32 protein-coding genes are annotated in these 25,579 nt (G+C 70.0%); 10 read left to right on the forward strand and 22 right to left on the reverse strand.

What is annotated here, in order from left to right; translation table 11 throughout:
• Positions 1-42 precede the first annotated feature (42 nt).
• The 4 genes from SD37_RS40130 to SD37_RS40145 form a co-directional block, all read right to left on the reverse strand.
• Positions 43-282: an antitoxin gene (locus SD37_RS40130; protein WP_037315097.1), complete on the reverse strand. Its 240-nt coding sequence runs from the start codon at positions 280-282 to the stop codon at positions 43-45.
• 75 nt (positions 283-357) lie between these two features.
• The gene (locus tag SD37_RS40135) at positions 358-1,290 is read right to left on the reverse strand and encodes a TauD/TfdA dioxygenase family protein (RefSeq protein WP_044855282.1); all 933 of its coding nucleotides are present in this window, start codon (positions 1,288-1,290) and stop codon (positions 358-360) included.
• 235 nt (positions 1,291-1,525) lie between these two features.
• Positions 1,526-1,864: a hypothetical protein gene (locus SD37_RS40140; protein WP_037315101.1), complete on the reverse strand. Its 339-nt coding sequence runs from the start codon at positions 1,862-1,864 to the stop codon at positions 1,526-1,528.
• A gap of 74 nt (positions 1,865-1,938) precedes the next feature.
• Positions 1,939-3,903 carry an FUSC family protein gene (locus SD37_RS40145; protein ID WP_044855283.1) on the reverse strand — a complete coding sequence of 655 codons (1,965 nt, stop codon included), beginning with the start codon at positions 3,901-3,903 and terminating at the stop codon, positions 1,939-1,941.
• Positions 3,904-3,952: 49 nt separating this feature from the next.
• Between SD37_RS40145 and SD37_RS40150 the strand changes: the two genes are divergently transcribed.
• A complete protein-coding gene (locus SD37_RS40150; protein WP_044855284.1) occupies positions 3,953-4,393 on the forward strand; it encodes an SRPBCC family protein in 441 nt (146 codons plus the stop codon).
• A 91-nt stretch (positions 4,394-4,484) separates the two neighbouring features.
• Here the strand turns inward: SD37_RS40150 and SD37_RS40155 are convergent, their stop codons facing one another.
• From SD37_RS40155 to SD37_RS40175, 6 genes are all read right to left on the reverse strand, one after another.
• Positions 4,485-6,968 (reverse strand): CHAT domain-containing protein, encoded by a 2,484-nt coding sequence (locus SD37_RS40155; protein WP_145927043.1) that lies wholly within the window; start codon positions 6,966-6,968, stop codon positions 4,485-4,487.
• Positions 6,969-7,130: 162 nt separating this feature from the next.
• Positions 7,131-7,610 (reverse strand): hypothetical protein, encoded by a 480-nt coding sequence (locus SD37_RS40160; RefSeq protein ID WP_007030725.1) that lies wholly within the window; start codon positions 7,608-7,610, stop codon positions 7,131-7,133.
• Positions 7,607-8,212 (reverse strand): RNA polymerase sigma factor, encoded by a 606-nt coding sequence (locus SD37_RS40165; RefSeq protein WP_037315114.1) that lies wholly within the window; start codon positions 8,210-8,212, stop codon positions 7,607-7,609. The genes SD37_RS40160 and SD37_RS40165 overlap by 4 nt, the downstream gene beginning before the upstream one ends.
• A 330-nt stretch (positions 8,213-8,542) precedes the next feature.
• The gene (locus SD37_RS43355; protein ID WP_162835884.1) at positions 8,543-8,710 is read right to left on the reverse strand and encodes a hypothetical protein; all 168 of its coding nucleotides are present in this window, start codon (positions 8,708-8,710) and stop codon (positions 8,543-8,545) included.
• 116 nt (positions 8,711-8,826) lie between these two features.
• On the reverse strand, positions 8,827-9,552 hold the full coding sequence (locus SD37_RS40170) for an SGNH/GDSL hydrolase family protein (RefSeq protein WP_044855286.1): 726 nt from the start codon (positions 9,550-9,552) through the stop codon (positions 8,827-8,829).
• A gap of 85 nt (positions 9,553-9,637) precedes the next feature.
• On the reverse strand, positions 9,638-10,270 hold the full coding sequence (locus tag SD37_RS40175) for an NAD(P)-dependent oxidoreductase (RefSeq protein WP_044855287.1): 633 nt from the start codon (positions 10,268-10,270) through the stop codon (positions 9,638-9,640).
• Positions 10,271-10,365: 95 nt separating this feature from the next.
• Between SD37_RS40175 and SD37_RS40180 the strand changes: the two genes are divergently transcribed.
• Complete coding sequence (locus tag SD37_RS40180) at positions 10,366-10,953, forward strand: TetR/AcrR family transcriptional regulator (protein WP_044855288.1); 588 nt, start codon at positions 10,366-10,368, stop codon at positions 10,951-10,953.
• A gap of 92 nt (positions 10,954-11,045) precedes the next feature.
• Here the strand turns inward: SD37_RS40180 and SD37_RS40185 are convergent, their stop codons facing one another.
• The gene (locus SD37_RS40185; RefSeq protein ID WP_044855358.1) at positions 11,046-11,549 is read right to left on the reverse strand and encodes a GbsR/MarR family transcriptional regulator; all 504 of its coding nucleotides are present in this window, start codon (positions 11,547-11,549) and stop codon (positions 11,046-11,048) included.
• 95 nt (positions 11,550-11,644) lie between these two features.
• Here SD37_RS40185 and SD37_RS40190 point away from each other — a divergent pair, with 95 nt between their 5' ends.
• On the forward strand, positions 11,645-12,541 hold the full coding sequence (locus tag SD37_RS40190) for an ABC transporter ATP-binding protein (RefSeq protein ID WP_044855289.1): 897 nt from the start codon (positions 11,645-11,647) through the stop codon (positions 12,539-12,541).
• Positions 12,538-14,175 carry an ABC transporter permease gene (locus SD37_RS40195; RefSeq protein ID WP_044855290.1) on the forward strand — a complete coding sequence of 546 codons (1,638 nt, stop codon included), beginning with the start codon at positions 12,538-12,540 and terminating at the stop codon, positions 14,173-14,175. Before SD37_RS40190 ends, SD37_RS40195 begins: the two co-directional genes overlap by 4 nt.
• Before the next feature lie 41 nt (positions 14,176-14,216).
• On the opposite strand, the gene SD37_RS40200 is transcribed toward SD37_RS40195, so the two are convergent.
• The 6 genes from SD37_RS40200 to SD37_RS40225 form a co-directional block, all read right to left on the reverse strand.
• A complete protein-coding gene (locus tag SD37_RS40200) occupies positions 14,217-14,696 on the reverse strand; it encodes a hypothetical protein (protein WP_044855291.1) in 480 nt (159 codons plus the stop codon).
• 36 nt (positions 14,697-14,732) lie between these two features.
• Complete coding sequence (locus tag SD37_RS42960; protein ID WP_044855292.1) at positions 14,733-15,074, reverse strand: hypothetical protein; 342 nt, start codon at positions 15,072-15,074, stop codon at positions 14,733-14,735.
• Positions 15,075-15,179: 105 nt separating this feature from the next.
• Positions 15,180-15,728, reverse strand: a complete 549-nt coding sequence (locus SD37_RS40210; RefSeq protein ID WP_044855293.1) for a TetR/AcrR family transcriptional regulator — start codon at positions 15,726-15,728, stop codon at positions 15,180-15,182.
• Positions 15,729-15,791: 63 nt separating this feature from the next.
• Positions 15,792-16,577 (reverse strand): metal-dependent hydrolase, encoded by a 786-nt coding sequence (locus tag SD37_RS40215; protein ID WP_044855359.1) that lies wholly within the window; start codon positions 16,575-16,577, stop codon positions 15,792-15,794.
• 54 nt (positions 16,578-16,631) lie between these two features.
• The gene (locus SD37_RS40220) at positions 16,632-16,985 is read right to left on the reverse strand and encodes an STAS domain-containing protein (RefSeq protein ID WP_044855294.1); all 354 of its coding nucleotides are present in this window, start codon (positions 16,983-16,985) and stop codon (positions 16,632-16,634) included.
• A 214-nt stretch (positions 16,986-17,199) separates the two neighbouring features.
• Positions 17,200-17,508 carry a WhiB family transcriptional regulator gene (locus SD37_RS40225; protein WP_037315146.1) on the reverse strand — a complete coding sequence of 103 codons (309 nt, stop codon included), beginning with the start codon at positions 17,506-17,508 and terminating at the stop codon, positions 17,200-17,202.
• 139 nt (positions 17,509-17,647) lie between these two features.
• Between SD37_RS40225 and SD37_RS40230 the strand changes: the two genes are divergently transcribed.
• The 3 genes from SD37_RS40230 to SD37_RS40240 all read left to right on the forward strand — a co-directional run bounded on the left by SD37_RS40230 (position 17,648) and on the right by SD37_RS40240 (position 19,336).
• Positions 17,648-18,064 (forward strand): ATP-binding protein, encoded by a 417-nt coding sequence (locus SD37_RS40230; protein ID WP_044855295.1) that lies wholly within the window; start codon positions 17,648-17,650, stop codon positions 18,062-18,064.
• Positions 18,061-18,834 carry a SigB/SigF/SigG family RNA polymerase sigma factor gene (locus SD37_RS40235; protein WP_044855296.1) on the forward strand — a complete coding sequence of 258 codons (774 nt, stop codon included), beginning with the start codon at positions 18,061-18,063 and terminating at the stop codon, positions 18,832-18,834. The genes SD37_RS40230 and SD37_RS40235 overlap by 4 nt, the downstream gene beginning before the upstream one ends.
• A gap of 76 nt (positions 18,835-18,910) precedes the next feature.
• The gene (locus SD37_RS40240) at positions 18,911-19,336 is read left to right on the forward strand and encodes an ATP-binding protein (RefSeq protein WP_044855297.1); all 426 of its coding nucleotides are present in this window, start codon (positions 18,911-18,913) and stop codon (positions 19,334-19,336) included.
• On the opposite strand, the gene SD37_RS40245 is transcribed toward SD37_RS40240, so the two are convergent.
• A complete protein-coding gene (locus tag SD37_RS40245) occupies positions 19,305-19,781 on the reverse strand; it encodes a MarR family transcriptional regulator (RefSeq protein ID WP_044855298.1) in 477 nt (158 codons plus the stop codon). The genes SD37_RS40240 and SD37_RS40245 overlap by 32 nt on opposite strands.
• Positions 19,782-19,840: 59 nt before the next feature.
• Here SD37_RS40245 and SD37_RS40250 point away from each other — a divergent pair, with 59 nt between their 5' ends.
• Together SD37_RS40250 and SD37_RS40255 are read left to right on the forward strand one after the other, a co-directional pair.
• Positions 19,841-20,824, forward strand: a complete 984-nt coding sequence (locus SD37_RS40250) for an aldo/keto reductase (protein WP_044855299.1) — start codon at positions 19,841-19,843, stop codon at positions 20,822-20,824.
• A 41-nt stretch (positions 20,825-20,865) separates the two neighbouring features.
• The gene (locus tag SD37_RS40255) at positions 20,866-21,501 is read left to right on the forward strand and encodes a nitroreductase family protein (RefSeq protein ID WP_174567934.1); all 636 of its coding nucleotides are present in this window, start codon (positions 20,866-20,868) and stop codon (positions 21,499-21,501) included.
• Position 21,502: 1 nt separating this feature from the next.
• On the opposite strand, the gene SD37_RS40260 is transcribed toward SD37_RS40255, so the two are convergent.
• Both SD37_RS40260 and SD37_RS40265 read right to left on the reverse strand, forming a co-directional pair.
• Positions 21,503-22,141, reverse strand: coding sequence for an alpha/beta fold hydrolase (locus SD37_RS40260; protein ID WP_044855301.1), 639 nt, complete (start codon positions 22,139-22,141; stop codon positions 21,503-21,505).
• Between the two features lie 28 nt (positions 22,142-22,169).
• On the reverse strand, positions 22,170-22,838 hold the full coding sequence (locus tag SD37_RS40265; RefSeq protein ID WP_044855302.1) for an HNH endonuclease family protein: 669 nt from the start codon (positions 22,836-22,838) through the stop codon (positions 22,170-22,172).
• A gap of 158 nt (positions 22,839-22,996) precedes the next feature.
• Between SD37_RS40265 and SD37_RS40270 the strand changes: the two genes are divergently transcribed.
• Positions 22,997-23,989 carry a tetratricopeptide repeat protein gene (locus SD37_RS40270; RefSeq protein ID WP_044855303.1) on the forward strand — a complete coding sequence of 331 codons (993 nt, stop codon included), beginning with the start codon at positions 22,997-22,999 and terminating at the stop codon, positions 23,987-23,989.
• Here the strand turns inward: SD37_RS40270 and SD37_RS40275 are convergent.
• Positions 23,986-24,879: an SWIM zinc finger family protein gene (locus SD37_RS40275; RefSeq protein WP_044855304.1), complete on the reverse strand. Its 894-nt coding sequence runs from the start codon at positions 24,877-24,879 to the stop codon at positions 23,986-23,988. The genes SD37_RS40270 and SD37_RS40275 overlap by 4 nt on opposite strands.
• A 4-nt stretch (positions 24,880-24,883) precedes the next feature.
• A complete protein-coding gene (locus tag SD37_RS40280; protein ID WP_145926853.1) occupies positions 24,884-25,552 on the reverse strand; it encodes an SDR family oxidoreductase in 669 nt (222 codons plus the stop codon).
• Between the last annotated feature and the right edge of the window lie 27 nt (positions 25,553-25,579).

Here is a 25,579-nt window from a genome sequence, read left to right on the forward strand (position 1 = left end):
TGCGCGCGCAAGGACCGCATCCAGAGGACTAAACGCCTGGGGTTACTGGCCCGGGGGCGGCTGCGGCGGCTGCTCCTGGGAAGGCGGGTTGTCCGGGGTGTCGTCGAACTTGTTGATGAAGCCCTTCGCCTTCTCGACGCCGGAGTCGATCTGGGAGTCGTGGCCGGAGAACTTCGACTTGGCGAAGTCCGCCACCTTGTCCACGCCGCCCTCGATCTTGTCGTTGTGCTCGCGGAGAGCGTCGGTGGCCTTGTTCTTCAATTCATCGAAGTTGATGCCCATGGCCTCATCGTCACACAGGTGCCGGGGTGCCCGCCCGCGACGAGCGCACCGATCACCCGTCGCGGGGACGGCCGCTCAGAACGGCCGGTCACCCACGATGGCGACACGTTCGGCCACCCGCGTGTACGGGTGGTAGTCGTTGACGGCGTAGTGCTGGGTGGCGCGGTTGTCCCAGAACGCCACCGAACCGGGCCGCCAGCCGAAGCGCACCTGAAACTCCGGGATGTGCGCGCGGCTGAACAGGTACCGCAGGAGCCTGTCGCTCTCTTCGCGGTCGAGTCCGACGATGTGGGTCGTGAAGGCCTGGTTCACGAAGAGCGTGCGCCGTCCCGTTTCCGGATGCGTGCGGACGACCGGATGCTCGACCGGCGGGAAGGCGTCCTGATGCCGCCGGAGCGTTTCCGGATCGGAGAAGCGGGCGAAGCCGGGGATGAAGTCGTGCACCGCGGTCAACCCGTCGATCCGTTCGCGGACGTCTTCCGGGAGGTTGTCGTAGGCGGCGGCCATGTCGGCCCAGATCGTGTCGCCGCCGACGGGCGGCACCTCGATCAGCCGCAGGACCGAACCGAGGGCGGGCGCGGGCCGGAAGGTGACGTCGACGTGCCAGATGTTCTCGAACGCGGGCATGGTCGCCGACCGGGTGAAACGGGTGGTGTCCTCGGTTTCGCCCCGCGGGATGAACGGGTTCGTCTCCAGTTCGCCCCAGTGGGCGGCGAACGCGCGCTGATGCGCCGAGGTGATGCGCTGGTCGCGGAAGAACAGCACCTTCCATTCCAGGAGCGCGCGGTTCAGCTCCGCCCGCAGTGCGGGGGTCAGCGGTTCGGCGAGGTCGACACCGCCGATCTCGGCGCCGATGACCCGTCCCAGCGGACGCAGCGCGAACAGCTCGTAAGGGCGTTCTTCCACGCCTTCCGGCAGGCGCCGCAGTACGCGCGGCCCTTCGAGGATTCCGCCGTCGGGGACGTGCGCCGGGCGGAGGAGGACACGGTCGGGCAGTTCGATGGACATGCCGGGGCTCCAGGGTTCCGATTTCCGGGATGACGAAGACGGCCACCTTCACGGGATGGCCTTCGCTGGGGAAATGCGGTTACGCGGGCGGAGAGCCCAGCCGTCCACGGCGCAGGAGCAGTGCGGCGACGCCTTCACCCGCCGAGCGGACGGGCGCGAACTCCCAGGTGATGGACACGACGTCATGGTGGGCGCACTCCGGCACGCGGTCAACACCGTCCACCGGGCGGGACGATCACCGGCGCCGCTCGTACGGGAAGCTTCCCGACCAAGGGTTCCGTTGCTCGCGCGGCCGCAGCGCCTCCGCCAGCACCCACTGCGAGTGCGTCGTGCCGCCCTGCCCGACCGGGCCGAGCTGGAAGGTGACCCAGCCGACCCAGTGCCCCGTCGTCGTCGCCCGCCACATCCCCAGCAGTCCGGGGACGGTGGCCGTCAGGTCCAGGCCGTCGGGCAGGCGGGTCTTCACCGCGCCGACGGGGTACACCAGCTTGAGATCGACCCAAACGGGCTGGTTGGGCCGGACCATGTGCAGGTGACGCGGCCCCGGCGGCAGCGTGTCACCAGTGTCGAGCATGCGTCGATTATGCGTGAAAACTCGAACATTAGTTCGAGACCATGCTCACCCTCCCCCGTACGGGTGGCTGTTCCTCAGGCGCGGCGGTGGTACGGCAGGAACCGCCGGACCAGCCGCAGCGGCGCGCGTTCGACGAGGTCGGGGCCGCGCACGGCGTCGAAGGCGGCGCCGATCTGGTCGACCACACCGGACAGTCGCTCGTTGTCGGGCATCGGCATCTCCGCCGGGTCCCGTTCCTCGCGGACGGCGGCCGCGAGTTCGGCGAGCGCGGCCGTCAGCAGGGCGATGTCGGCCTCGCTGGGTGCCGGGGCACCGCGGCCGAGGGTGACGCCGACCTCGGTGACGGCGTCGGCGACGCGTTCGAGTCCGGCGATCACCGGCCACCAGGCGACGGCCTGCCGTCCGGCGGCGGAGGGTTCGACGACGACCTGCTGGAACGCGGTCCGCAGGTCGGCCAGCGCGCGATAAGCGCGGCGGCGGGCACGTGAGCGTTCCAGGCGTGCTTCGCCCGAAGGCGCGAGCACGAGGCCCTTGTCGACGTATTTCACCAGGCAGTCGAGGCTGTCGGCGAGCCGTCCGCCGACCTGCGGGCGACGGCTTCCCGGCCAGAGCAGGTAGCCGAAGAGCAGCACGATCGCGCAGCCCAGCACGGTGTCCACCAGCCGCGCGAGCACGACGTCCCAGCTTCCGGTGCTGGCGAGGTCCATCTGCAGGATGATCAGCGGCGTCACGAACGCGCTGAGGATTCCGTAGTTGCGGACCTTGCCGACCGCGACGCCGCCCGCGAACACGGCGATCAGCAGCACCAGGAGCCAGCCCTCGCCGCCCGCGGCGAGCACGGCCGCGCCGATGCCGACGCCGATCACCGTGCCGATCCCGCGCAGTACCGCGCGGCCGAACACCGAGCCGAAGTCGGGTTTGAGGACGATGCCGACGGTGAGGGTGATCCAGTAGGAGCGTTCGAACGGGACGAGCAGCGCGACGACTTCGGCGATCGCGACGCACAGGGTGAGGCGGAGCGCGGCGAACCAGGTGAGCGGACCGGAGACGAGCGAACCCGCCCAGCCCCGCAGACGCTTGTGCCACGGCTGGACCTCGCGCCGTTTCCGGTTGTCGCCCTTGCCGATCCTGGCGAGCCCGGCGTAGAGCGCGGCGAGGACCGGGTCGGCGTCTTCGGGCGCTTCGGGAGGCTCCGGCAGCTCCTGGTTCGCGAGGACGGTGGCCGAGGTCGCGATGAAGTGGTCGATCACGTCGTCCGGGGCCCGGCGGCCGGCGTTGACCATCGCGACCGACGCCTCGACGGCCGGGGTGCTGGCCGAGAGCAGGTTGAGCAGCTGACGGTAGGTGGCGTCGCGGCCCGACAGCCAGGATCGCGCGGTGAGCAGCCGGTCGTACGCGGTGTTCATCGCGGTCGTGAGCTGGTGGCGCGCGACGCGCGAGGTGGCTTCGTCGGTCGCGGAGAGCATCGCGGCGAGTTCGACGTAGACGTGGGAGACGGCGCCGCGCTCCGGGCTGGTGGCGCGGAAGGTCCAGGTGGCGAGCGCGACGAGCAGGCTCCAGGCGGCGCCGGCGCAGAAGTAGCCGAGGAGGAGTTCGACGCGCAGGCCGGTGACGTGCTGGCCGGTGCCGAGCACGCAGAAGACGAACATCTGCAGCCCGGCGACCGAGGCGTTGCTGCCCGCCGCGCTGATCAGCGCGGACACCGCCGCGACCCCGACGACGACCGGGATGGACGCGGCGGGGACGCCGCCGGTGATCAGCCCGGCGAAGTAGCCGAGGGCGGCGGCCGCGGTGGCGCCGCCGAGCCGCCGGGCGCGGTAGCGGTACGGGCCCGCCGATTCGGACAGGACGGTGGGCAGCGCGCCGGTGGAGATGAGCGCGCCGACGCCGATGTCGCCGAGCGCGTAGCCGACGGCCAGCGGCACGGCCAGCGCGAGGACGGCGCGGGCGACCATGTTCCAGGGAATGGGAACCGGTGTGCTGCGCAGCAGCTGCACCAGCCAATGCGGTGCGGCGATCTCGCGGCGCGTCGTGCTCACGCCCCTATCTTGACTTATCCGTCGCGGCCGGAGCGGTTATCGTCGCCACATGGGCAAGACGTACTCCTTCGAGATCAACCGGACGAGCAGCGCCTCGCCCGCTTCCCTTTTCGCGCTGGAGGCCGACGGTTCCCGGTGGTCGGAATGGGCGAAGCCGGTGGTGTTCCACTCGCGCTGGGCGCGGAAACCGGACGAGGGCGAAGTGGGCGCCGTCCGGGCCGTCGGCCTGTGGCCGGTGTATCTCCACGAAGAGACGCTGGAGTACGAACAGGACCGAAAGCACGTCTACGGCTTCGCGGGCCTCGCGCCGCTGAAGGACTATCGCGCCGAGGTCTCGTTCACGCCGAACGCCTCCGGTGGGACGGATCTGCGCTGGACCGGCCGGTTCACCGAACCGGTGCCCGGTACTGGCGCCGCCGTGTGCGCCGCGCTGCGCGCCGTGGTCTCGCTCCTGGCCACTCGCCTGGTGAAACACGCCGAACGCGCCTGACCCCGCGGTGTCATGAGGGGTCCCCATAGGACGAAATTCGTCCTATGGGGACCCCTCATGACACAACCCGGCCGCCGGCGGACCCGAAGGATCAACCGGCGCCGAGGCACAGAAAGGGGCGCCGCAGCGGATCGGCGGCCATCGCCTGGGCGAGCGCCAGCGCGGGCGCGGTCCCCGAGGCCAGCCGCCGGTGCAGATCGGACATCGCGTCGGCGGCGGCCTTGTCGCCGACCCGCGCGATCGCGCCGATGACCGTCCGCGAGCCGCTGGCGAGCAGCGTCCCGGCGAAGCCGAGCGCCTCCTCGCCGGGCCGGATGTGGCTCATCGCGAGTTCGCAGGCGGCCAGCACCACCCGCTCCGGCGGATGCGCGAGCCGGGCGGTTTCGTGCGCGTACAACGGACCGCCGACCAGTTCCAGCCGCGAGAACAGCGCGTTCGCCGGTTCGTGCGCGCCGTGCGCGACCAGATGCGCCATCCCGGAACCGTCCAAAGCGGACAGTACGGTTTCGCTGGTCGCGTCCTTCCCGTCGACGAGCCGGGCCCGCGGGTACACCGCCCGCAGGTTCCGCACCTCACCGACCGAACCGGGTACGCCGGGGCCGCCGGCGAGCAGGACCGGCCCCTCGCTCCGGCGTCCCGAGGCGGTCACCCAGGCTGTCGCCGACGGCGCGATCGACACCGGATGCCCGTGCAGTGACGGCAAAGCGCCCCAAGGCAGCGCGTACAGCGAACCGATCGGCACGATGATCAGCTCGCGGTTCTCCAGCGTCTTCGCCAGCGACGCGGAGATCAGCTTGTCCAGTTTGTCCGCTCGCCGCCGCGCGGAGCCGGTGACGACCTCGACCAGCGGCGCGGGCAGGTTGTCGGGGGCCAGCGCGTCGAGGTCCGCGTGCAGCTGCCGCGCGGTCTCGACGATCTCGGCGAGCGGGCCCAGTTTCAAGAGCTGGAACCGGCCGCGGTCGACGACCACCGCGTACAGGGTGTCGCGGTATCCCATCAGGCTGACCAGCACGCGATCCCCGAGTCGCTCGACCACCTCTTCGGGCGCCGAAACCGGCCGCGGACGGCCCCATTTGCTGGTGTACCACCCGAGCCGGGTCGCCTCCCGCTGCAAGCGGTCGTAGCGCTCTTCGAGTTGCCCGACCGGCTCGCCGGACAACCGCCGCGCCTGGATCGTCCCCTGCAGGTGCCGCATTTCGTTGATGTGCCGGGCAAGCGCGGGATCCTCGATGACCGGGAGCGGTTCGTAGCGGTACACCTGCGCACGCGTGCGTTCCAGCCACGCGAACAGGCTCTTCGCCCCGGCGCCGCTGCGCCTCGCCTTCTTGAGCACCAGCGTGAGCGCGAGTTTGCCCAGTTCCTCGCCGTGCGCCGCCGTTCCGCAGACGAGGTCGAGCCCGCCCATGCGGTCGCGGATCTGCCCGAGTTCCGCCAGCCCGGCCCGTGCCTGCGCGAGCGCCGAACGCGGCCGGTGGGAGGCCACCGCGAGTTCGGCCCGGCACAGCCGCAGCAGCATCCGGTGGTCGATCGGGGTGGTCTGGCGCGGCTTCGGCACCTGCGCCAGCAGGTGCTGCGCGGCGGCCGTCTCGTCGCGACGGATCAGCAGCCGCACCGCGAACATCCTCGCCGCGCCCGCCTCGTCGCGAAGGCCGAGTTCGGCCAACCGGATGGCGAGATCGGCGAGACGCTCCGGCAGTTTCGCGGACGGCTTCTTCTCCCGGTCCGCCAAGACCTTCACCGCGTCCGCGCGGAGCCGGGTCAGCGCGGCGATCTCCGCCCAGCGCCCCTTGCCGCGCCGCAGGAAACTCCGCCGTGCCGACGCCGCGAGCTTCTTCGCCAGCGCGTAGTCGCGTTCCAGGATGGCGGCACCGGCCCTGGCGACCTCCGCCTCGGCGACGAGGTGCACTGCGCCGTTGCGCCGCAGTTCCGGGATGGCGTCGTCGAGATGCCGCGCCGCCTCTTCGGCGAGTCCCGCGGTGAGCAGCGCCTTCGCCTGATCGAGCCGGACGAGCGGCAGGGAACCGGAGCCGTCGGTCACGAAGATCGCGGCGGCCTCCTGGTAGTGCCGGAGGGCTTCCGGGATGTCGCCCAGCAGCTGCGCGTGATCACCGAGGTTGTGCTGGATCTTCCCCTCCAGCCGCCGGTAGCCGTGCTCGACGGCCAGATCCAGCGCGCGGACGAGGTCCTGATAGGCCGCGTCCGGGTTGCTCATCTCCAGGTGCAGCCACGCGAGGTTCACGAGCGACCGGGTCAGCACCAGGCTGTACTTGGCGCCTTCGGCGGCCAGCCCCGGCAGGAACGCGTTGTTGAGCGCGAGCGATTCCTCCAGCCGGCCGGCGCGCATCAGCACGACGGCGCGCTGCAACCCGACGACGAACCGCAACTCGTGCCGGACGTCGCCGTCCGGCAGCAGCAGCCGGATGCGTTCCGCCTCTTCGAGCCGGGCGAGACCGTCCTCTTGGGACGCGATCTCCGCTTCGGCCGCCGCGAGGCTGATCAGGATCCGGACCCGGACCTCCAGCCGCGCGACGCGATCCTCGTCCACCGGTCCCAGCAGGACGAGCGCGCGCCGCATCAGCCGGATCGGCCTGCTGAGCCCGTGATCCGCGGCGGCGGCCTTCGCCTGGGCATGAAGCTCGGCCGCCTCTTCGGCTACGGGATCGACGACAGGAGGCGACGGCGCGGGCACACGCACTATGGGAGCACACCCCCGCCGCATAACGGAACAGCCGTCCGGTTAGAGCACCACTGTCGGGGTCACGACGGTCCGGCGACAGGTCACGTCACCGAGGTGGATCACGATCTGGGTGGTTCCCTGGGGAACGTTGTCCAGCACGAATCGCCCGCCCTCGTCGGCGGTGGTGGAACTCGTGCCGTGCTCGGCGACGCGAACCTCCACTCCGTACTCACCGGCGGGCACGAGCCAGCCGTCGATCCGGTGCTTCTTGCCGATCTTGGTGAGGTTGATCATCACGGTCAGATCGCTGACGGTGAAGGTGATCGTGCCGGTGTCGCTGCCGCGGACGCCGGCCGTGGCGTCCATCCGTTCCCAGCGCGCGACCTCGACATCGAGGTTTTCGAGTGCGAGCGCGAACTGAACCCGCTGCACCAGATCTCCCGGTGGCGGGTCCAATTCGTCCATGAAGCGCCCGATATCGGCCAGCAAGGCCTCATCGCCCGGGGAGGTCATCTCCCCCGGCGTCCCGAGGTCGTTCATCGGCTTCCCCCTTCGTGGGCCAGCAGGTCGCGCATCGATTCGAGGCAACGGCCCCTGGTCGGGCCTACACTTCCGCGCGGCATGCGGAGTGCTTCGGCGACCAGTTGGTATTCGGCCCGTCCGGCGAGCACGGTCAGCCGGAGGAGCTGCTGACAGCGGTGCGGCAGGCGGAGGAAGGCGCGCCAGACCCGGCGATCCCGGTCGGCGCGGACGGCTTCCTCCTCGGGAGCCGGATGGGTGCTCTCCATGTTTTCGGCCAGCTCGTCGGTCAGCGGGACGGGCTGGGCGCGGCGGCCGAAGGGATGCTGTGCTTCGCGTCTGGTGGTGGTGATCAACCAGGCGGCGAGCGCCTTGGGGTCACGGAGTTTCTCGAGCTGGCTGAACAGGGCGAGCCACACCGTCTGGACCACGTCCTCGGCGGTCAGGCGATCGAGCCCGTTCGCCCGCGCGACATGCCACACGAGCGGGGTCAGCTCGTGCACAAGTCTGTCCATCGCCTGGCGGTCACCGGCCCGCGCCGCACGCATGCAGGCGGCATGGAGATCAGCACCGGTCAGTCCTTCCCACGGCGGGTCTACCTCGGTCGTTTGCACGTCGGTCACCGTATCTGCCCCACTTCGGACGTGTCTTCGTGTCGGCGCTGGCAGTATCGCGGGCCCTTCGGGGAGAAGGAGCGTGCTGGAAGCTCTGGGATACATCAAGTCACTAACTTTTTTGTCGAGTTTCGGTCGTCACCGTCGTCCTGGGCGAGGACAAAGGCACCGGCCGGCGCGAGTAGGTGTGGACTGCGCACCGGCCGGTCCTTTTTCCCTCCCCCCGGGCCCGCTCCCCAACGGGCCCGCGTCCGGGCGTCCCCCTCCCCCGAAGGAGCACCCGGAAGGGTGATGTCCGGAGGCCCCCTCGGCCTCCGGACACCACCCGTCTGTGGTGGTTCAGTTCACCGGCGGATCGGTGCTGTGCGGCTCCCAGTTGCCGTCCGGGCTGGTGCCGGGACGGGGCGGGACCGGGGCCGTGATCGGGCGCGGCTTCGGGGTCTCTTCGAGGTCCTCGGTCGCCGTGGCTTCGTCGTCGACGGGTGCGGTGTTGATCTCGGTCGTCATCGGGTGTCCCTCATTTCCTCGACTGCTCCATAGGACGCAACGAGGCTGCCACCAGATACACGCAGAGCCAGCTTTTTCGGATAACTTTCTTAATCTGTGGCAGGCGGGTGACCTGATCAGCACTTTTCCGGCCGGAAAGTGTCACTGAGTAATTGACGGCTCACGTCGGCGAGTTGCCCGGCCCAGCGCCGGTAGCCCTCGGGACCGGGGTGGAAACGGTCCTCGGCGAAGGTCGCGGGATCCAGCATCGCGGCGGGCATCGGGACGTGGACGACGCCGGGCAGCAACCCCAGCCGGGCGGCCGCGGCGTCGAGGGCGGCCGATCGCGCGCCGAGGACGTCACGCAGCGGACGCGGCAGGGCGGGGAAGCGGCCCATCGGCGGCACACCGGCCAGTACCACCGGGACCCGCCCGGCGCGGCGGCGCAGGGAGACGATCAGGTCGAGCAGATCACGCCGGTAGCGGGTGGCCGAATGCAGTTCGATCGTGTCGTTGACGCCGAGCGCGATCACCACGAGGTCGGCGGGTTCGAGCAGCGGGAGCAGCTCCTCGCGGACGACGCGCGCGTTGGCCCCGGTCTTCCCGACGGCCTGCCAGGCGACCGCGCGGCCGTCCCGCGCGAGCTCTTCCGCGAGCCGTCCGGTCAGTGCCTCGGCGTGCGTCGCCGCGCCGACGCCGTCCACAGTGGACTCGCCGAGCACCGCGAGCCGCAGCGGACGGCCCTCGCCCCGCACCAGGCCGCTGACCGGTCCGCTCGCGCCGGGCAGCCTGGGCGTCGTGCGGCGCACCCGGACCGCCTGCGCGAGAAGGATCGGGGCGAGCATCACCGCATGACTGAGCACCCCGCGACTCTATGTCCCGGGTTCAGTCCTCTGGATGCGATCGTTACGCACGCGACAACCGCGTTCAGAGGACGAAACGCGGCGGTCAGCCCTGGGCGATCGAGACGGTCTGGCGGATGAGCGAGTCGTCCACGGCCGCGCGGAGCAGGTAGTCGGCGACGTCGGCGCGGTTGATGCTGTAGCTGCCGCGGACGTTGCCGTCGGTGCGGGCCGCGATCGCGCCGGTGTGCGCTCCGTTCAGCAGCCGCGGCGGGCGCACGATCGTCCAGTCGACGTCGCTCGCGCGCACGACCCGCTCGGCGGCGACCATGTCGGCGAACGCGTGCCGGAGGACCCTGCCCAGGATCGGCTTGACGACGGTGCGGGTGAAGAACGCGTCGCCGTCGGTGAACGGGCCGCTGGCGCTCACCAGGAGCAGCCGTCGGCCGCCCGCCGAACGCAACGCGGCGAGCGCGGCGTGCGCCCCATCGGTGACGACGGTCGTCGGGCGGCGCTCACGGGCGCCGAGTGCCGAGATCACCACGTCGCGCCCGGACACCGCCTCGGTCAGCGCGCCGTGCTCGGACAGCTCGGCGACGACGACCTCCAGCAGATCACCCTCGACGGTCAGCCGGGACGGGTCGCGGACGACCGCCGTGACGTGGTGGCCCGCGGCCAGCGCCTGCTCGACGACCTCGGAGCCGACCCCGCCCGTGGCACCTAGAACGGTGAGTTTCATGGTCACGCCTTCCTGGTTAGTGAACACTCACCCACTATGGTGAGTGTTCACCCACCACTTGTCGAGCGAACGCTGAGAAGCCCTCAGGAGCGAACATGGGAAGCCGCGAGGAGATCGTCGCCGCGGCGGCGAAGGTGATGCGCGAGCAGGGCTACGCGCATGCCACCACGAAGGCCATCGCGCGGGCGGCCGGTTACTCCGAGGCGCTGCTGTACAAGCACTTCAAGGACAAGACCGAGATCTTCATGAGCGTGCTGACCGAGCGGTTGCCCGCGCTCGGGACGACCTTGGACGAGCTGATGGAGACGGCGTCGGACACCCCGCTCGCGGCGAATCTGGCCCGGCTGGCGCGGATCACGTTGTCGTTCTACCTGGAGAGCTTCCCGATCGCGGTGTCGCTGTTCTCCTCGCGGGAGCTGCTCGCCACCCACCGGGAGCGGGTCATGAGCGAGCAGCGGGGGCCGGACGTCCCGCTGGTCCGCGTCGTCGAATACCTGGGCGAGGAGGCCCGGCTCGGCCGGATTCGCGCGGACGCGGATCTGGAGGCTTCGGCGTCCCTGCTGCTGGGGGCCTGTTTCCAGTACGCGTTCCTGGCGTCCTTCGAGGACCGCGTCCCGGCCCCGGCCGAGCTGGACGAGTGGGCGGAAAGGCTCACGAAGACGCTTCTGGTCGCGTTGAGCTGAAGGGAACTTTCCCCGCATGCGATGCGAGGAAAGCGCCCTTCGCCGCGTGAGATGAGGTGAAGGGCCCCTTCAGCCCCACCACCCGCAGGGCTCTACTTGCCTTTGTTCGCCTGCATCTCGTGCCACTTGGCGTACATGTCGTTGAGTTCCTTGATCATGAAGCTCAGGAAGTCCCGCATCTCCGCGACGCGCGCCCCGGCGGGCGTGTCCGGCCCGAGCGCCGAGACGCCTTCGTCGGCGGCGTCGCGCCACATGGTGATCATGCGGTCGCGTTTCATGAAGGTGGCGTACCAGAGGTCGTCGAAGAGCCGGTAGTGATCGCGGCGCGAGCCCGGCTCGCGTTCCTTCGCGACCAGCCCGATCTGTTCCAGGTACCGCACCGCGCCGGAGATCGCGGCGGGGCTCACCGAAAGCTGGTCGGCCAGCTCGGCCGCGGTCAGGCGGCCGGCGTCGGTGGTCATCAACGCGGCGAACACCCGCGCGGGCATGCGCTGCATCCCGATCTGGGAGAGCGTGAGGCCCAGGTGCTCCACGTAGCGGCGGACGGCGTCCTCGTCTCTCTGGGTGCTCGAAGCACTCTCAGGCGTCGTCGTCATGAACAACATCCTCTCGTACATCCCCCAGAGTGATCACACCATCCATACGTTTTCTTAACTTCACAACTTCGTGAAATCACTGTACCTTCAGTCGTATGGAAAACGCCATCTCCGTCTCCGGCCTCCACAAATCCTTCGGCCGGACCAAGGCTCTGGACGGCCTTGATCTGCAGGTACCCGCTGGGGAGGTGCACGGTTTCCTCGGTCCGAACGGGGCGGGGAAGTCGACCACCGTCCGGGTCCTGCTCGGCCTGCTCCACGCGGACTCGGGGGACGTCCGCCTGCTCGGCGGCGATCCCTGGAAGGACGCGGCGAGCCTGCACCGGCGCCTGGCCTACGTCCCCGGCGACGTGAACCTCTGGCCCAACCTCTCCGGCGGCGAGGTGATCGATCTGCTGGGGCGGCTGCGGGGCGGCCTCGATCAGCGCCGCCGCAAGGATCTCATCGAGCGCTTCGACCTCGACCCCAAGAAGAAGGGGCGCACCTACTCCAAGGGCAACCGGCAGAAGGTCGCCATCGTGGCCGCGCTGGCCTCCAACGTGGACCTGCTGATCCTCGACGAGCCGACCTCCGGCCTCGACCCGCTGATGGAGGCCACCTTCCAGTACGCGATCCAGGAGGAGCGCGAGCAGGGCCGCACGGTGCTGCTGTCGAGCCACATCCTGGCCGAGGTCGAAGCGCTCTGCGACAAGGTCAGCATCATCCGCAACGGCCGCACCGTCGAAACCGGCACGCTGGCCGAACTCCGCCACCTCACCAGGACGACGATCTCGGCCGAGCTCGCCGGCCCGCCCAACGGGCTGACCAGGCTGGAGAACATCCACGATCTCAAGGTCGAGGGCAACCGGGTCCGGTTCGACGTCGAAACCCGTTCCCTCGACGACGCCCTGCGCCGGCTCACCGAGGTCGGCGTCCGCAGTCTGACCAGCCAGCCGCCGACGCTGGAAGAACTCTTCCTCCGCCACTACACCACCGAGGCGAGCGCGAAATGACCGCGACACTCGACCGGCCCGCCCCCGCGGCCGGACCGGCCACCGGGCTGGTCGGCACCTGGCAGCTGACCAGGCTGGCGCTGCGGCGGGACCGGGTCGTCCTCCCGATCTGGATCGTTCTGCTGGGGATCGCGCCGTCGAGTACGGCGGGCACCTTCGAAACGCTGTACCCGACGGCCGCCGAACGCGCCGGGCTCACCACGAGCATGGGCGCCAACCCGTCGATCGCGGTGATCTACGGACCGGCCTTCGACCTCTCGACGGCGGGCGGGTTCACCGCCTGGCGGCTCGGCGGCTTCCTGGCGCTGCTCGTCGCGTTGATGGCGGTCTTCACCGTCACGCGGCACACGCGGGCGGAGGAGGACTCCGGCCGCGCCGAACTGCTGGCGTCCGCGGTGGTCGGCCGGTACTCGGCGCTGACCGCGGCCGTGCTCGTCGCCGGTGGCGCGAGTGTCCTCATCGGACTGATCGAGACCGCGCTGATGATCGGCGCGAAGATGCCGTCGGCCGGGGCGTTCGCGCTCGGCGGCGCCACCGCGGCCACCGGCCTGGTCTTCACCGCGGTCGCGGCGGTGGCCGTCCAGGTCGCCGAGTACTCGCGGACGGCCAACGGGATCGGCGCCGCCGCCGTCGGGGTCGCGTTCCTGCTCCGCGCGGTCGGTGACTCGACGGCCGACGCGGGATGGGTCTCGTGGCTGTCCCCGATCGGCTGGGCGCAGCAGCTCCGGCCGTTCGCGGACGAACGCTGGTGGGTGCTCCTCCTGCCGCTCGCCGCGGCCGTGGTCGTCGGCGGTGTCGGCTACGCGCTGATCCCGCGGCGCGACGTCGGCACCGGCCTCCTTCCGCCGAGGCCCGGCCCGGCCGAAGCGGCCGCGTCGCTGCGGAGCCCGTTCGCGCTGGCGTGGCGGTTGCACCGCGGACCGTTGATCGGCTGGCTGATCGGGACGGCGATCTGCGCCGGGGTGTTCGGTTCGGTCGCGAACGGGATCAGCGACATCGTCGGGCAGAGCGAGCAGGCCCGGCAGATCTTCCAGCGGATGGGCGGCACCGACGCGCTGGTCGACGCCTTCATGGCGGCGATGACCGGCATGTTCGCGATGGTCGTCGCGCTCTACGGCGTGCAGGCCGCGCTGCGGATCCGCGTCGAGGAGACGGCGATCCGCGTCGAGCCGCTGCTCGCCACGGGGGTCGGCAGGCTGCGGGTGCTGGGGAGCCACCTCGTGTTCGCCTTCGGCGGCACCGCGCTGATGATGGTCGTCAGCGGTGTCCTTTTAGGACTTTCGAACGGCATGCGGGCCGGGGACGTGGGCGGCTCGGTCGGTGACCTGGTGGTCGCCTCGCTCGCGCAGCTTCCCGCGGTGTGGGTGATCGTCGGTCTCGCCGTGACGTTGTTCGGCCTGGCGCCGAAGTACTCGACGGCGGCGTGGGCGATCGCCGGGCTGGCGTTGCTACTCAGCCTGTTCGGCCCGGTGCTGAACCTGCCGCGGGTGCTGCTCGACGCCTCGCCGTTCTCGCACGTTCCGAAGCTGCCCGCCGCGGAGTTCACCGCGACACCGCTGATCTGGCTCGCGGGAGTGGCGGCCGTCGCGCTCGCGGCCGGGGTCACCGGCTGGCGACGCCGGGACGTCGGCTAGCAAGGGGGAAACCGTGAAGGCCGCTCATCGGGGGGCGGCCTTCACGGTTCTTGCCGTACCACGCCGCCCTGCCCGGCGACCAGCTTCACGACCGGCACCCCGCCACCGCATTCCTCGCCTGCCGGATACCGGAGCACCGGCGTCACGTCGAGGACGTGGGGTTTCCCGTCGTCGAAGGTCACGGTGGTCTTCACCGGCGTGAGCGGCAGGCCCTGGACGGGCACGGTCGCGTACTTGCCGCCGGTGGGCACCGCCTTCCCCGAGCACACTTCGCCCACGCAGCCCTGGTCCTCGGTACGGCTGGCCGGGTACAGCTCGGCGGCTTCGGTCACGCATTTCCCCGCCCAGCAGAACTCCAGCTTCACGCGGCTGAGCCCGGCGGCCGCCTCGGGCGGGACGTCGAGGGTCACGCCCTCCACCAGGGCCAGGGCGGGGCAGTCTTTGCCGCCGCCTCCACCGGAGGACTGGCCGCACGCGGTCAAGGTCGCGAGCAGGAGCACGAAAACGGGTAGCCGCCGCATGGTGGACAGACGACGCGAAGGGCCGTCCGGGTTGCATCAGTCGCGCCGGTATCCCGGATCCGAGCTGGGCGGGAGCGTCGACGGGGAGGTCGACGACGTCGGAGTGGCCGGCGGCTTCACCGTCGTGGTCACCGTGCTCGGCGGTGGTGTGCTGGTGCGGGTGATGGTGAGCGGCTCCGGGACGATGGCGGGCACGGTCACCGTGACCGGCCCGACGGAACGGGAAGTCGTTGCCGGGGAAGGGGTCGTGCTGACTTCGTGTACGCGGCGCTCCGGTTCGCGGCCTGCCACGAGGAGCGCGGCGACGAGCAGCCCGGTGGCGAGGCCCGCGAGACCCGCGACCGTGACGGAACCGGTGGTGGGACCCTGACCGAACATCCGGCACCCCCTCGCCATGCGAAGCGCAGGTACGAGGACTTCTCGCGTTGATCTTACGTTTTGTTACGCAGCGTGCAACTTGAGTGGAACGTGCGCGGGTCCGCGTCAGGAGGCTTTGCGCAGGCCGTCGACCACGACGCGGACGAGATGCCGGCTTTCCGGCGAATACCGTTCCGCGGCGAGGCAGCCCGCGATCAGGGCGCGCAGGTCGTCGCCGTCGATGTCCTCGCGGACCGCGCCCGCGGCCTGCGCGCGGATCAGCAGTGCCTGCAGCGCCGACCGGAAGTCGGTGCCCGCGCCCGCTTTGAAACCCAGCCCGGTCGTTTCGGCGAGCGCGTCGCAGAGGGCCCGGTTCAGGGACGCCTGCTTGACGACGCGCTTGAAGAAGTCGAAGAACACCGCGCCGGGGTCTTCGGCGGCCAGCAGTTCGCGTGCTTCCTGCGCGAACTGCTCGATGCGTTCCAGGACGACGGCCTGGAAGAGCGCTTCCTTACTGGGGAAATGCCGGTAGACCGTACCCGCGCCGACCCCGGCGAGGCGGGCGATCTCGTCGAGGGGGACGGCGAGGCCGTCGACGGCGAAGGCCTGTTCGGCCGCCGCGAGCACCTTTGCGCGATTGCGTCTCGCGTCGGCGCGCAACACGGGTTTGTCCACTGTTCCCCCTCCTCAACCGGGTCCGGCGTTCCGATTCAACGCCGCCGGTGGTGGGGGCATTCCTCAATGGACTGCGGTCTGCGTCGCATCCGGGGTGAGGAAACCCTGCACGGTGGTGAAGAGGTACTCCCAGACGCCCGGGATCAGCACCACCGCGGCGATCGCGAACACCGGGAAGATCAGCCGGTTCTCCACGTTCTTGCCGGTGCGGAACCGCAGCGGTTTCGGCGGCCGGATCTCGTACCAGGTCTCGCCCGCGATCGGGATCGGGAACAGGAACGGGCAGCCGGACTCGGTCAGCGCGTCGCCGAGACAGTGCACGAGACAACCGGCCGCGACGGCGATGCCGAGCCAGCCGGAAATCTCCGCGAGCTGCGCGGCCTTGTCCGGCGGCGCGGTCCACACCCACCAGCCGATCGCCGCGCCGCTGACGGGCAGGAGCCAGTCGCCGAGCGCGCCTTCCGCGAGCAGCAGGCCGAGGACGACGACCCCGAACACCGCCCATGGTCCCCCTTCGGCGGTACCCCAGGACGTCAGGAACCCGAGGCCGACGGCGAACAGCACGGTGTGGGACAGATGCCGGTGCTTACCGGTGACCTTCTCGTCCCGGGGCCCCTTGGTCAGCGCGTACAGGGCCGCCGAAACGCGGCGCAGCAACCAGGAGATCGCCCCGGTGAACCAGCCGAGCAGCTTCGACGCCCGGGCGCCCGGATGGTCGAGGTCGGGAAGGAGCGCGAAACCGGCGGTGGTCGCGGCGAAGACGACCGCTTGGTGCACCGTGCCCGCCCCGACGACCGGTGCGAGCGCCAGGCCCGCGCACCAGCCGGTGAGGGCATGCGTCCGCCCCATCATCGTGCTGCCCCCAGGTGTCGCGGATCAAGAGCCCACGACCGTAGCGGGGGTTCAGGCGGGGGGCTCTTCCGACACGCTGAGGTGCTCGGCCACGCCGGTGAGTTCGATCACTCGGCTCACCTGCGGGCTGGGGACGACTTCGAGTTCGATCTGCTTCTCGGCGGCCTGGCGCTGTGCCTGGAGCACGACGTTCAGCGCGGAGGAGTCGAAGAAGGTCACGCCGGTCAGGTCGGCGACGACCCGTCCCGACGGTTTGTCCGTGATCAGGGCCCCGAGGGTCTCCTGCAGCTGCGGGCTCGTCAGCAGGTCGAGCTCACCGGTGACCACCACGCGCGGTGCTGACGCGTCGGCGTCCAGCGTGATGCTGAAACCGGGCGGCGTGGTGTTCTGCTCCGCTGCGGGCATGCACATTCTCCTCATCAGGTGAACTCCGGCGCTCAGCGCCGGAGCTCGCCTGTGGTCTCAAGCTACGGCCGCGCCCAGTCCGGACACGGACGCACGCTCTTCTTCGGCGGGTAGGCGTGGCTGTCCCCGCAACGACAGTCCCAACCCTAACCCAGTCCGGACGGGGCGCCACGATCGCCGTCACGCGCGTCGCCGACCGGTGCCCAGGACGCGCTCAATGCGCGGTCAAAGCCTTGCGCCCGGCACGGCGTTCCCGCAGGAACAGCTCGCGGCGCTCGATCTCACCGAGACCACCCCAGATGCCGTACGGCTCCTGCACGGCCAGCGCGTGCTTGCGGCACTGTGCCAGCACGGGGCAGGTCTGGCAGATCGCCTTGGCACGGGATTCGCGCCGCTCACGGGCCGAACCGCGCTCGTTGTCCGTGTGGAAGAACAAGCTGCTGTCGGCGCCTCGGCACGACCCACGGAGCTGCCAATCCCACTCTTCCGCCACCACGTTCGGCAGCCGGCTCACGTCAGCCATGTCGGTCCCCGCCTTCCAAGGAGATCGTTTGTCGCCGGTTACATGCCCGCCGCCTGCGCGAGTCAAACGTGGGTTTGGTTTGCTCACACCCAGGGCAACCGAGCAGACGGCAGCGCGCAGCCGGAGAGAGGACCGACACGTGGCGAACAACACCCCGCCCAGCGGCGAGGGCGCTCAACTCATCGAGGTACGCACGGCCGCGGTACCACATGTGGTGCCGACTCTCCGGACGATCGTCGCGGACATCGCGATGCGCCAGGATTTCGATCTGGACGCCGTCGAGGATCTCCGGATGGCGGTGGACGAGGCGTGCTCCATGCTGCTGCCTTCGGCCGCCGATGGGCATTTGAACTGCGTTTTCTCGTGGAAGGACGGGCGGATCGAGGTGACCGTCTCGGTACTTTCGGATTCCCCGGAGCCCGACGACGAGACCGGTCTGTCCTGGCAGCTGCTCACCGCGCTGGCCACGTCCGCGCGGCGGAGCGTCGTCCCGGCCGACGGCGGCTACCTGTCCAGGGTGGAGCTCATCCGGGAGAGCGAGGCGGCCCGGCCGTGACCGATCCCGTCGGGCAAGACGGCGCGGACGTTCCGGCCCTGTTCGAGCGCATGTGCGCGCTGCCCCAGGACGACCCCCGGCGCGAACGGCTGCGGGACGATCTGGTGCGCGCGCATCTGGAACTCGCGCGCAACCTGGCGCGCAAGTTCCGCAACCGGGACGAGTCGATGGAGGACCTGATCCAGATCGCGACGATCGGGCTGATCCACGCCGTCGACCGTTTCGACCCTGCCCAGGGCAGCGACTTCCTGGCCTTCGCGGTGCCGACCATCTCCGGCGAGCTGCGGCACCACTTCCGCGACAACAGCTGGTCGGTCCGGGTCCCGCGGCGGCTCAAGGAGCTGAACGCGAACATCTCGGCCGTGCGCGAGGAACTCACGGTCCGGCTTTCGCGAGCGCCGAAGCCGAGTGAGATCGCGGAGCATCTCGGTGTCCCGGTCGACGAGGTCTTCGAGGGTCTGCGTGCCGGTCAGGGCCGGTACGGGGCTTCGCTGGACAACCTCCTGGAGAACTCGGCGCACACCCGCTTCGGCGAGGCGGACGCCAACCTCAGCCAGGCGGAGCTGCGCGAGGCGCTGCGGCCGATGCTGGAACGGCTGCCCGACCGCGAGCGCAAGATCGTCGCGCTGCGGTTCGGCTCCGGGATGAGCCAGTCGGACATCGCGCGCCGTGTCGGTGTCTCCCAGATGCAGGTGTCCCGGCTGCTGGCCTCTACGCTGCAGAAACTGCGTGAGGGGCTGACCGAGACGGAACTCACCGACGGAGTCTGATTCGACCGTCATCCTTATGGGTATCAGGGAGACGAACAGCGGATCTGGGAGTCTCTCGCGAGGGGAGGTAGCAACCATGACGATGTCCAAGACGCGATCGGAGGGCTCGTTGCCGGTGGTCTCCCTGCCCCTCCCGGTGGATGTGACGGCTCCCGCCGTCGCGCGACAGGCGGTGCGGGCGACTCTCGCGAGCCTCGGCTTCGACGACCTGGCCGCCGACGACGTCCTGCTGGCGACCTCCGAGCTGGTCACGAACGCCTTCGAGCACGGTGAGAAACCGGACAAGCTGGAGGTCGAGTACGCCGACGGACGGCTCACCCTGCGGGTCTTCGACTCCGGCACGAACCGGCCGAGGCTGAAGGAACCTTCCCCGATGGCGGCGCGCAGCCGCGGTCTGCAGCTGGTTCACGCGCTGTCCGAAGACTGGGGACACGAGCTGTGCGCGGGCGGGAAATACGTCTGGGCGGTCTTCAGCCTTCACCGGACCGAAGCCGCAGGCTGACCGCGGCGTCCGTCTCCGCGATGCGTTGCCGGAGCGGCTTCCGCTCCAGGGCCTCGATGGCGGCCACCAGGACTTCCCTGAGCGGGTACGGCAGTTCCGCCTCCAGCTGATCGGCCGCGGCGCTGGTCGCCGCCCACTCGGCTTCGAGCGTCGGCATCAGCTTTCGTGCTTTCGCTGTCAGCGAGACGATCCTCTGCCGGGCGTCGGCCCCACGTTCGAGCGAGACGAGGTCCTGCCGCGCCATCTGCGCGACCGTCTGGCTCGCCGCGGAATGCGTCACCCCCACCTCGGCGGCGAGGTCGCGGATGGCCAGCGGGCCGCGGGCGACGATCGCGCGGACGAACGGGGTGAACCGCGGGCGGTAATCCCCCAGCCCGATGTCTTCGAAGAAGGCGGAGACGTCCGCTTCGGTCACTTCGAGGACATGCCTCAGCAGCGTGCCCATCCCTCGTTCCCTCGGTGGTCTCCCCACCCGCGCAGCATATTCCACCTAGGATCACGATCATGGAGACACGGAAGATCGCCCGGCTCGGCCGCGACGTCGGCGTGGTGGGACTCGGCTGCTGGCAGCTCGGCGCGGACTGGGGCACGGTCGACGAGGCCGACGCGCTCGCCGTCCTGCACGCCGCGGCGGACTCCGGCGTCACCTTCTTCGACACCGCCGACGTCTACGGCGATGGTCGCAGCGAGCGGCTCGTCGGCCGCTTCCGCGCGGAACGCGGCGACGACGCGCTCTTCTTCGCCACCAAGATGGGGCGCCGCGCCGAGCAGGTGCCGGAGAACTACGTCGCCGAGAACTTCCGCGCCTGGAACGACCGTTCGCGCGCGAACCTCGGCATGGACACCCTCGATCTCGTCCAGCTGCACTGCCCGCCGACGCCGGTGTACTCGTCCGACGCGGTGTACGACGCCCTCGACGCGATGGTGGACGAAGGGCGCATCAAGGCGTACGGCGTCAGCGTCGAGACCTGCGAAGAGGCCTTGACGGCGCTTGAACGGCCGAACGTGGCTTCGGTGCAGATCATCCTCAACTGCCTGCGGCTCAAGCCGCTCGAGCGGGTGCTCCCGGCCGCGGAGAAGGCGGGCGCGGGGATCATCGCGCGCGTGCCCCTCGCGTCGGGCCTGCTTTCCGGCCGCTACACCGCATCGACCACCTTCGGCGAGGACGATCACCGCAACTACAACCGCCAGGGCGCCGCGTTCGACGTCGGCGAGACCTTCTCCGGCGTTCCCTTCGACGTCGGACTCGAAGCGGTGGAGCGCCTGCGGGCGTTCGTCCCGGAGGGCCGGACACTCGCCCAGTTCGCGCTGCGGTGGATCGTCGACCGGCCCGGGGTCAGCGTCGTCATCCCGGGCGCGCGCGACGCCGGGCAGGCGCAGGCGAACAGTTCGGCGGCCGACCTGGCCCCGCTGACGGCCGAAGCGACGGCCGCCGTCGAAGAGGTCTACGACGAGCTGCTGAAACCGTTGATCCATCCGCGTTGGTGATCTCGGCAGAACCAGGGTGACGACGACATAATCGCGGGATGATGACGCCCGAAGAGCTGCTGACGACCACCCGGACCGTCCGCAAACGCCTGGATCTGACCCGGCCGGTTCCCCTCGAACTGGTGAAACACGCCCTGCAGGTCGCGTTGCAGGCACCGAGTGGTTCGAACACCCAGCGCTGGCACTGGCTCGTGATCACCGATCCCGGGCAGCGGGCCGAACTCGGCGAGCTCTACCGGCGGGCGTGCCGTGAGTACCTGGATTCCCCGCACGCGGCCGGGAAACTGTTCGCGGACGATCCGGACCGCTCCAAGGTGCAGAAGCGCGTCGGCTCCAGCGTCGAGTACCTGGCCGACAAGATGGGCGAGGTTCCGGTGCACGTCATCCCGTGCCTGGAGACGACGAGCGCCGAGCTGCCCGCCGGCAACCAGGCCGGGCTGTGGGGGAACCTGCTGCCCGCGGTGTGGAGCTACATGCTCGCGGCGCGCGCGGTCACCCTCGGCACGGCGTGGACGACGTTGCACCTCAAGTACGAGAAGGAGGCCGCGGGGATCCTCGGCCTGCCGGCGAACGTGCACCAGGCCGCGCTGATCCCCACGGCGTTCTACACCGGCGACACCTTCAAGCCCGCCCCGCGTCAGCCGCTCGAAGACGTCATGCACCTGGACCGTTGGTGAGCTACAGGTAGGACTCCAGCCGGTCCGCCAAGGCCTTGGGGTGGCTCAACGGCACGGAATGCGAGCCGTCGATCTCGTCGGGCGCGAACCCGAGCCTCTCCTGGACGACCCGGCGCTGGAACTCAGGCGTGAAGAACCGGTCTTCGCGTGCGATGAGGACCTTCGTCGGGACGTCCGGCCACTTTTCCAGCGGCCACGGCTGTCCCCATTCGGCGCTGACCTGGTTCCTGCCGTGCGAGCCTGCCTCCGCGACGAGGTCCGCCGGGACGCCGTTGAAGAACTTTTCCTCGTCGCTGAGGCCCTTCGCGTCCTGGAAACCGGTGTTGCCCCACCAATCCCCCGGCGTCTCGCCCGGTTTCGGGATCATCGGCGTCAGCAGGACGAGCAGCCGCGCCGAACGCTTCTCGGCGACCAGCGGCGCGGTGAAGGCACCGTAGGAATGGCCGAGCACCACCAGGTCGCCGCGGTCGCCGATCGCTTTCGTGACCGCGTCGACATGCTCGTCGAAGCCCGCCTTCTCGTCGTCGATCGGCAGGTTCACGGCGACGACGTCGTGCCCCCGCCCGGACAGTTCCGCTTCCAGGAGGTGGAAGTCCCAGGCGCTGCCGCCACCGCCATGGATCAGTACGAAGGTCGCCATCCGCCCAGCTAAGCCGAAGCCGCGACGATCAGCAACGACCGAGCATGTCGCTTAGTGCGTTCTTCTCCGCTGTCGTGATCGTGAGGCCGTAGTAGTGCTTCACGGTGATCCAATCCGTCGCGTAGGTGCACCAGAACGACACGAGCGGCGGCTTCCACTGGTCCGGCGCCTTGTCGCTCTTCTCCTGGTTGACGTTGTCGGTGACGGCGAACAGCTGCGGCCGGGTCAGGTCGTTCGCGAACTGCCGCCGCTTCTCGTCGGTCCACGACTTCGCGCCGCTGACCCAGCTTTGGGCGAGCGGGACCATGTGGTCGATGTCGACGTCGTCCGGCTTGGTCCAGGTCTCGCCGTCGTAGATGCTGGTCCAGCTGCCGGAGGTCGGGGCGCAGTCGGAACCGGCCTTGACGTCCTTGCCGTCGCGTTTGAGCACGAACTCGCGCGTGTTGCAGTTGTTCCCCTGGTTGTCCCAGTGCGGGTACTTCTTGCGGTCGTAGCCGTCCATCGAACCGCGCGGCGCGACGGTGAGTTCGTCCAGCTGCTTGCGCGCGTCGGCGGCGCTGGCGGGGTTCGCCGGCTTCGGCTGCAGCGCGTCGCCCTTGCCGCTCACGAACCAGAACACCGCGAGCACGACGGCGAAGAGGGTGATCAGCAGGAGCAGCCGCTGAGCCGTGGTCATCTGCCTGGTACGCGTGGCCACCGCGCGGTTCCTCTCGACGGGGAGTGGGGAGTGCGCCCAGTATCGCCGCGCCACGCGCGGGAACCGGGTGCGACACGGCGATGACACCCGGTAGTTGTTGTCACATCGGGGCCCTGAGCAGCGACTACCCCAGGGACGCTGCCGGAAGGAGCGGGTTTGTGGGCGCCGAAAAACGCAAATGGAACACCAGGGTCGACGACTATCTGAACCGCAAGGCGGCGGAGCGCGGACACGTGATCGCCATGGCGCGTATGGGATCCACCGCGCTGGAGCGCGGCGATCTCGACGAGGCCGAGGCGTGGTTCCGCAAGGCCGCCGCGGGCGGTGACCGGGTCTCGATGGGCAACCTGGCGCACCTCCTGCGTGAACGCGGCGCCCCCGAACAGGCCGAACGCTGGTACCGGGAAGCGGCGACGGCCGGTGATTCGCATGCCATGGCACAGCTGGGAAATCTCTGCGCGCGACGGGGCGATTTCGACGACGCCGAGGACTGGTGGCGGCAGGCCGCCTGCGAAGGCCGGGCCGAGGCGATGGCGGAACTCGGGCGGTTGCTGCACCGGCGCGGCGAACTCGAGGAGGCCGAACACTGGGCGGGCCAAGCCGCCGAAGCGGGCAACGTCGAGGGGATGATCACGTTCGGCGCGCTGCTCTGTGACACCGGGCGGACACGCGAAGCGGAACCGTGGTGGCGCAAAGCGGGCGAAGAGGCCGACCCGGCCATGCTGTGCAAACTCGGTCACCGGGCCCAGCAACGGGACGACCTCGCCCGCGCCGAGAGCTGCTACCAGGCGGCCGCGGCCGCCGGTGCCCCCGAGGCCGCCGTCCGACTCGGCCTGGTGCTGCACCGCCGCGGCGAACTCGACGCCGCCGAACGCTGGTACCTCAAGGCGGCCAAACGCGGCGACGCCGCGGCGATGACGAACCTCGGCGTACTCGCCAACGACCGGAACGACCCCGGCGAGGCCACCGCCTGGTACCGGCGGGCCGCCGAACTGGGCAGTGTCCCCGCGTACACCAACCTCGGCAGGCTGGCCGCCGACCGCGGGGACTTCCCGGAGGCGGAGCACTGGTTCCGCGCGGCCGCCGACACCGGCGATCAAGCCGGGCAGCGGTATCTCGAGGAGCTGCACCGCAACCGGCAGCGGTTCTAGGCTTTCCAGTTCCGCATCGCCGCGAAGCCTTCGCGCAGCCGCTGGAGTTTGCGGCTGCGATACGGGTCCTCGCCGTCGTCGAGCCGCCACCGCTCCTCGACGCCGGCGCGGAACACCGCGAGCCCTTCGAAGCCGAGTCCGGCGGTGAAGTCCGCGATACTCACGTCGACGCGCCCCGAACCGTCGAGATCGAGACGCAGCAACCATTCCGCGAGTTCCTTGGGCTCCGGCGGCGAGTCCGCGCAGGCCTCGGCGTACAGCGCCAGCGCCCTTCTCACCTCTTCGCCGAGCGTCCCGAAGGAGTCTTCGACGAAGTCCAGCGCCTCCACGATCAGCTCGACGACACGGCACAGCAGCGGCCCGTCCCCGACCTCCTCGGCGGTGGCGAGCACCTCGCGGACCTTCTCGGTGTACGCGAGCGTGCCCTGGAAACCGACGAAACCGCGCAACCGCAACGTTCCCTCGACGTGCCGCCGCAACGCGTCGAGGTCTTCGCGGCCCGCCTTGAGCGACAGCTTGCGGAACAGGACGGGATCCTCGTTCGCGTGCTCGACGAGCAGTTCGATCAGTTCCGTGCGCTCCAGCGACTCGACATACCCGCGGATGTCCGCCGCGCCACCGTCCGCCGCGCCCTCCAGGACGAGCAGGCCGACCGCCACGCAGTGCTTGCAGAAGAAGCCGTCCGCCGCGTGCGGGCAGGAACACTCGCCCACCAGCTCGCCGTCGACGTTGCGCAACCGGACCGTATACCGGTCGGTGCCGCAGACCACCGCCGCCACCCCGCCCGCGACGTCGTCCAGCGTCTCGACCGCCTCCAGGTACTTGGCCCCGCGCGCGAACGAGACGTCACCGGCCTGCCTGCGGAGTTCGTCCTCGCTGAACCACGTCACCGCCCTATTGAACCCCTTGCGCCGGAGGGCCGAGGAACAACCCGCCGCTCGCGTCGAGGACCTGCCCGGTCACCCACCGGGCGTCGTCGGAGGCGAGGAAGGCGACGACGTCCGCGATGTCTTCCGCCGTGCCGAGCCTTCGTTGCGCGGTGAGGGTTTCGATGGCGGCCTCCAGTTCCGGCGTGAAGACCTCGCCGTTGTCCGCGGTCCTGGTGGCGCCCGGCGCCACGACGTTGACCGTGATCCCGCGCGGTCCGAGCTGGTGGGCGAGGGTGCGGCTCATCGTTTCGAGCGCCCCCTTGGTCATCGCGAAGGAGGTCTGCGCCGGGTTGGCCATCCGCGTCGCGACCGACGAGATGTTGATGATGCGGCCGCCGTCGTTCATCGGTGCTCGCTGGATGAGGAAGTACGGCGCCCTCACGTTGACCGCGAAGAGGTGGTCGAAGTTTTCGGGAGTGTCCGTCTCGATCGGCCCTTTGGGCGTGGTTGCCGCGTTGTTGACCAGGATGTCCAGGCTGTCGATGCCCTCCAGTGCCTTGTCGACTCCCTCCATGGTCGACAAGTCGGCCTTACCGCTGTCGTGTTTCAGGACGTTGATGCCGCCCTTCTCGAGCCTCCGCGCGATCGCCGCCCCGATCCCCCGCGAGGCTCCCGTCACCAATGCAGTCTTCATACGCACCCCAGATGTTAGTGACTAACA

This window comes from Amycolatopsis orientalis (assembly GCF_000943515.2).
Lineage (GTDB): Bacteria > Actinomycetota > Actinomycetes > Mycobacteriales > Pseudonocardiaceae > Amycolatopsis > Amycolatopsis orientalis.

What these genes read in the sequence shown, in the direction of transcription:
- SD37_RS40195 (WP_044855290.1), top strand. Translation starts at nt 12,538, where the DNA reads ATGACCGCGACACTCGACCGGCCCGCCCCCGCGGCCGGACCGGCCACC.
- SD37_RS40175 (WP_044855287.1), bottom strand. Translation starts at nt 10,270, where the DNA reads ATGAAACTCACCGTTCTAGGTGCCACGGGCGGGGTCGGCTCCGAGGTC.
- SD37_RS40250 (WP_044855299.1), top strand. Translation starts at nt 19,841, where the DNA reads ATGGAGACACGGAAGATCGCCCGGCTCGGCCGCGACGTCGGCGTGGTG.
- SD37_RS40140 (WP_037315101.1), bottom strand. Translation starts at nt 1,864, where the DNA reads ATGCTCGACACTGGTGACACGCTGCCGCCGGGGCCGCGTCACCTGCAC.
- SD37_RS43355 (WP_162835884.1), bottom strand. Translation starts at nt 8,710, where the DNA reads ATGACGACCGAGATCAACACCGCACCCGTCGACGACGAAGCCACGGCG.
- SD37_RS40185 (WP_044855358.1), bottom strand. Translation starts at nt 11,549, where the DNA reads ATGACGACGACGCCTGAGAGTGCTTCGAGCACCCAGAGAGACGAGGAC.
- SD37_RS40150 (WP_044855284.1), top strand. Translation starts at nt 3,953, where the DNA reads ATGGGCAAGACGTACTCCTTCGAGATCAACCGGACGAGCAGCGCCTCG.
- SD37_RS40245 (WP_044855298.1), bottom strand. Translation starts at nt 19,781, where the DNA reads ATGGGCACGCTGCTGAGGCATGTCCTCGAAGTGACCGAAGCGGACGTC.
- SD37_RS40180 (WP_044855288.1), top strand. Translation starts at nt 10,366, where the DNA reads ATGGGAAGCCGCGAGGAGATCGTCGCCGCGGCGGCGAAGGTGATGCGC.
- SD37_RS40215 (WP_044855359.1), bottom strand. Translation starts at nt 16,577, where the DNA reads ATGGGGCGGACGCATGCCCTCACCGGCTGGTGCGCGGGCCTGGCGCTC.
- SD37_RS40225 (WP_037315146.1), bottom strand. Translation starts at nt 17,508, where the DNA reads ATGGCTGACGTGAGCCGGCTGCCGAACGTGGTGGCGGAAGAGTGGGAT.
- SD37_RS40200 (WP_044855291.1), bottom strand. Translation starts at nt 14,696, where the DNA reads ATGCGGCGGCTACCCGTTTTCGTGCTCCTGCTCGCGACCTTGACCGCG.
- SD37_RS40135 (WP_044855282.1), bottom strand. Translation starts at nt 1,290, where the DNA reads ATGTCCATCGAACTGCCCGACCGTGTCCTCCTCCGCCCGGCGCACGTC.
- SD37_RS42960 (WP_044855292.1), bottom strand. Translation starts at nt 15,074, where the DNA reads ATGTTCGGTCAGGGTCCCACCACCGGTTCCGTCACGGTCGCGGGTCTC.
- SD37_RS40130 (WP_037315097.1), bottom strand. Translation starts at nt 282, where the DNA reads ATGGGCATCAACTTCGATGAATTGAAGAACAAGGCCACCGACGCTCTC.
- SD37_RS40240 (WP_044855297.1), top strand. Translation starts at nt 18,911, where the DNA reads ATGACGATGTCCAAGACGCGATCGGAGGGCTCGTTGCCGGTGGTCTCC.
- SD37_RS40280 (WP_145926853.1), bottom strand. Translation starts at nt 25,552, where the DNA reads ATGAAGACTGCATTGGTGACGGGAGCCTCGCGGGGGATCGGGGCGGCG.
- SD37_RS40160 (WP_007030725.1), bottom strand. Translation starts at nt 7,610, where the DNA reads ATGAACGACCTCGGGACGCCGGGGGAGATGACCTCCCCGGGCGATGAG.
- SD37_RS40155 (WP_145927043.1), bottom strand. Translation starts at nt 6,968, where the DNA reads ATGCGGCGCGCGCTCGTCCTGCTGGGACCGGTGGACGAGGATCGCGTC.
- SD37_RS40190 (WP_044855289.1), top strand. Translation starts at nt 11,645, where the DNA reads ATGGAAAACGCCATCTCCGTCTCCGGCCTCCACAAATCCTTCGGCCGG.
- SD37_RS40260 (WP_044855301.1), bottom strand. Translation starts at nt 22,141, where the DNA reads ATGGCGACCTTCGTACTGATCCATGGCGGTGGCGGCAGCGCCTGGGAC.
- SD37_RS40255 (WP_174567934.1), top strand. Translation starts at nt 20,866, where the DNA reads ATGACGCCCGAAGAGCTGCTGACGACCACCCGGACCGTCCGCAAACGC.
- SD37_RS40220 (WP_044855294.1), bottom strand. Translation starts at nt 16,985, where the DNA reads ATGCCCGCAGCGGAGCAGAACACCACGCCGCCCGGTTTCAGCATCACG.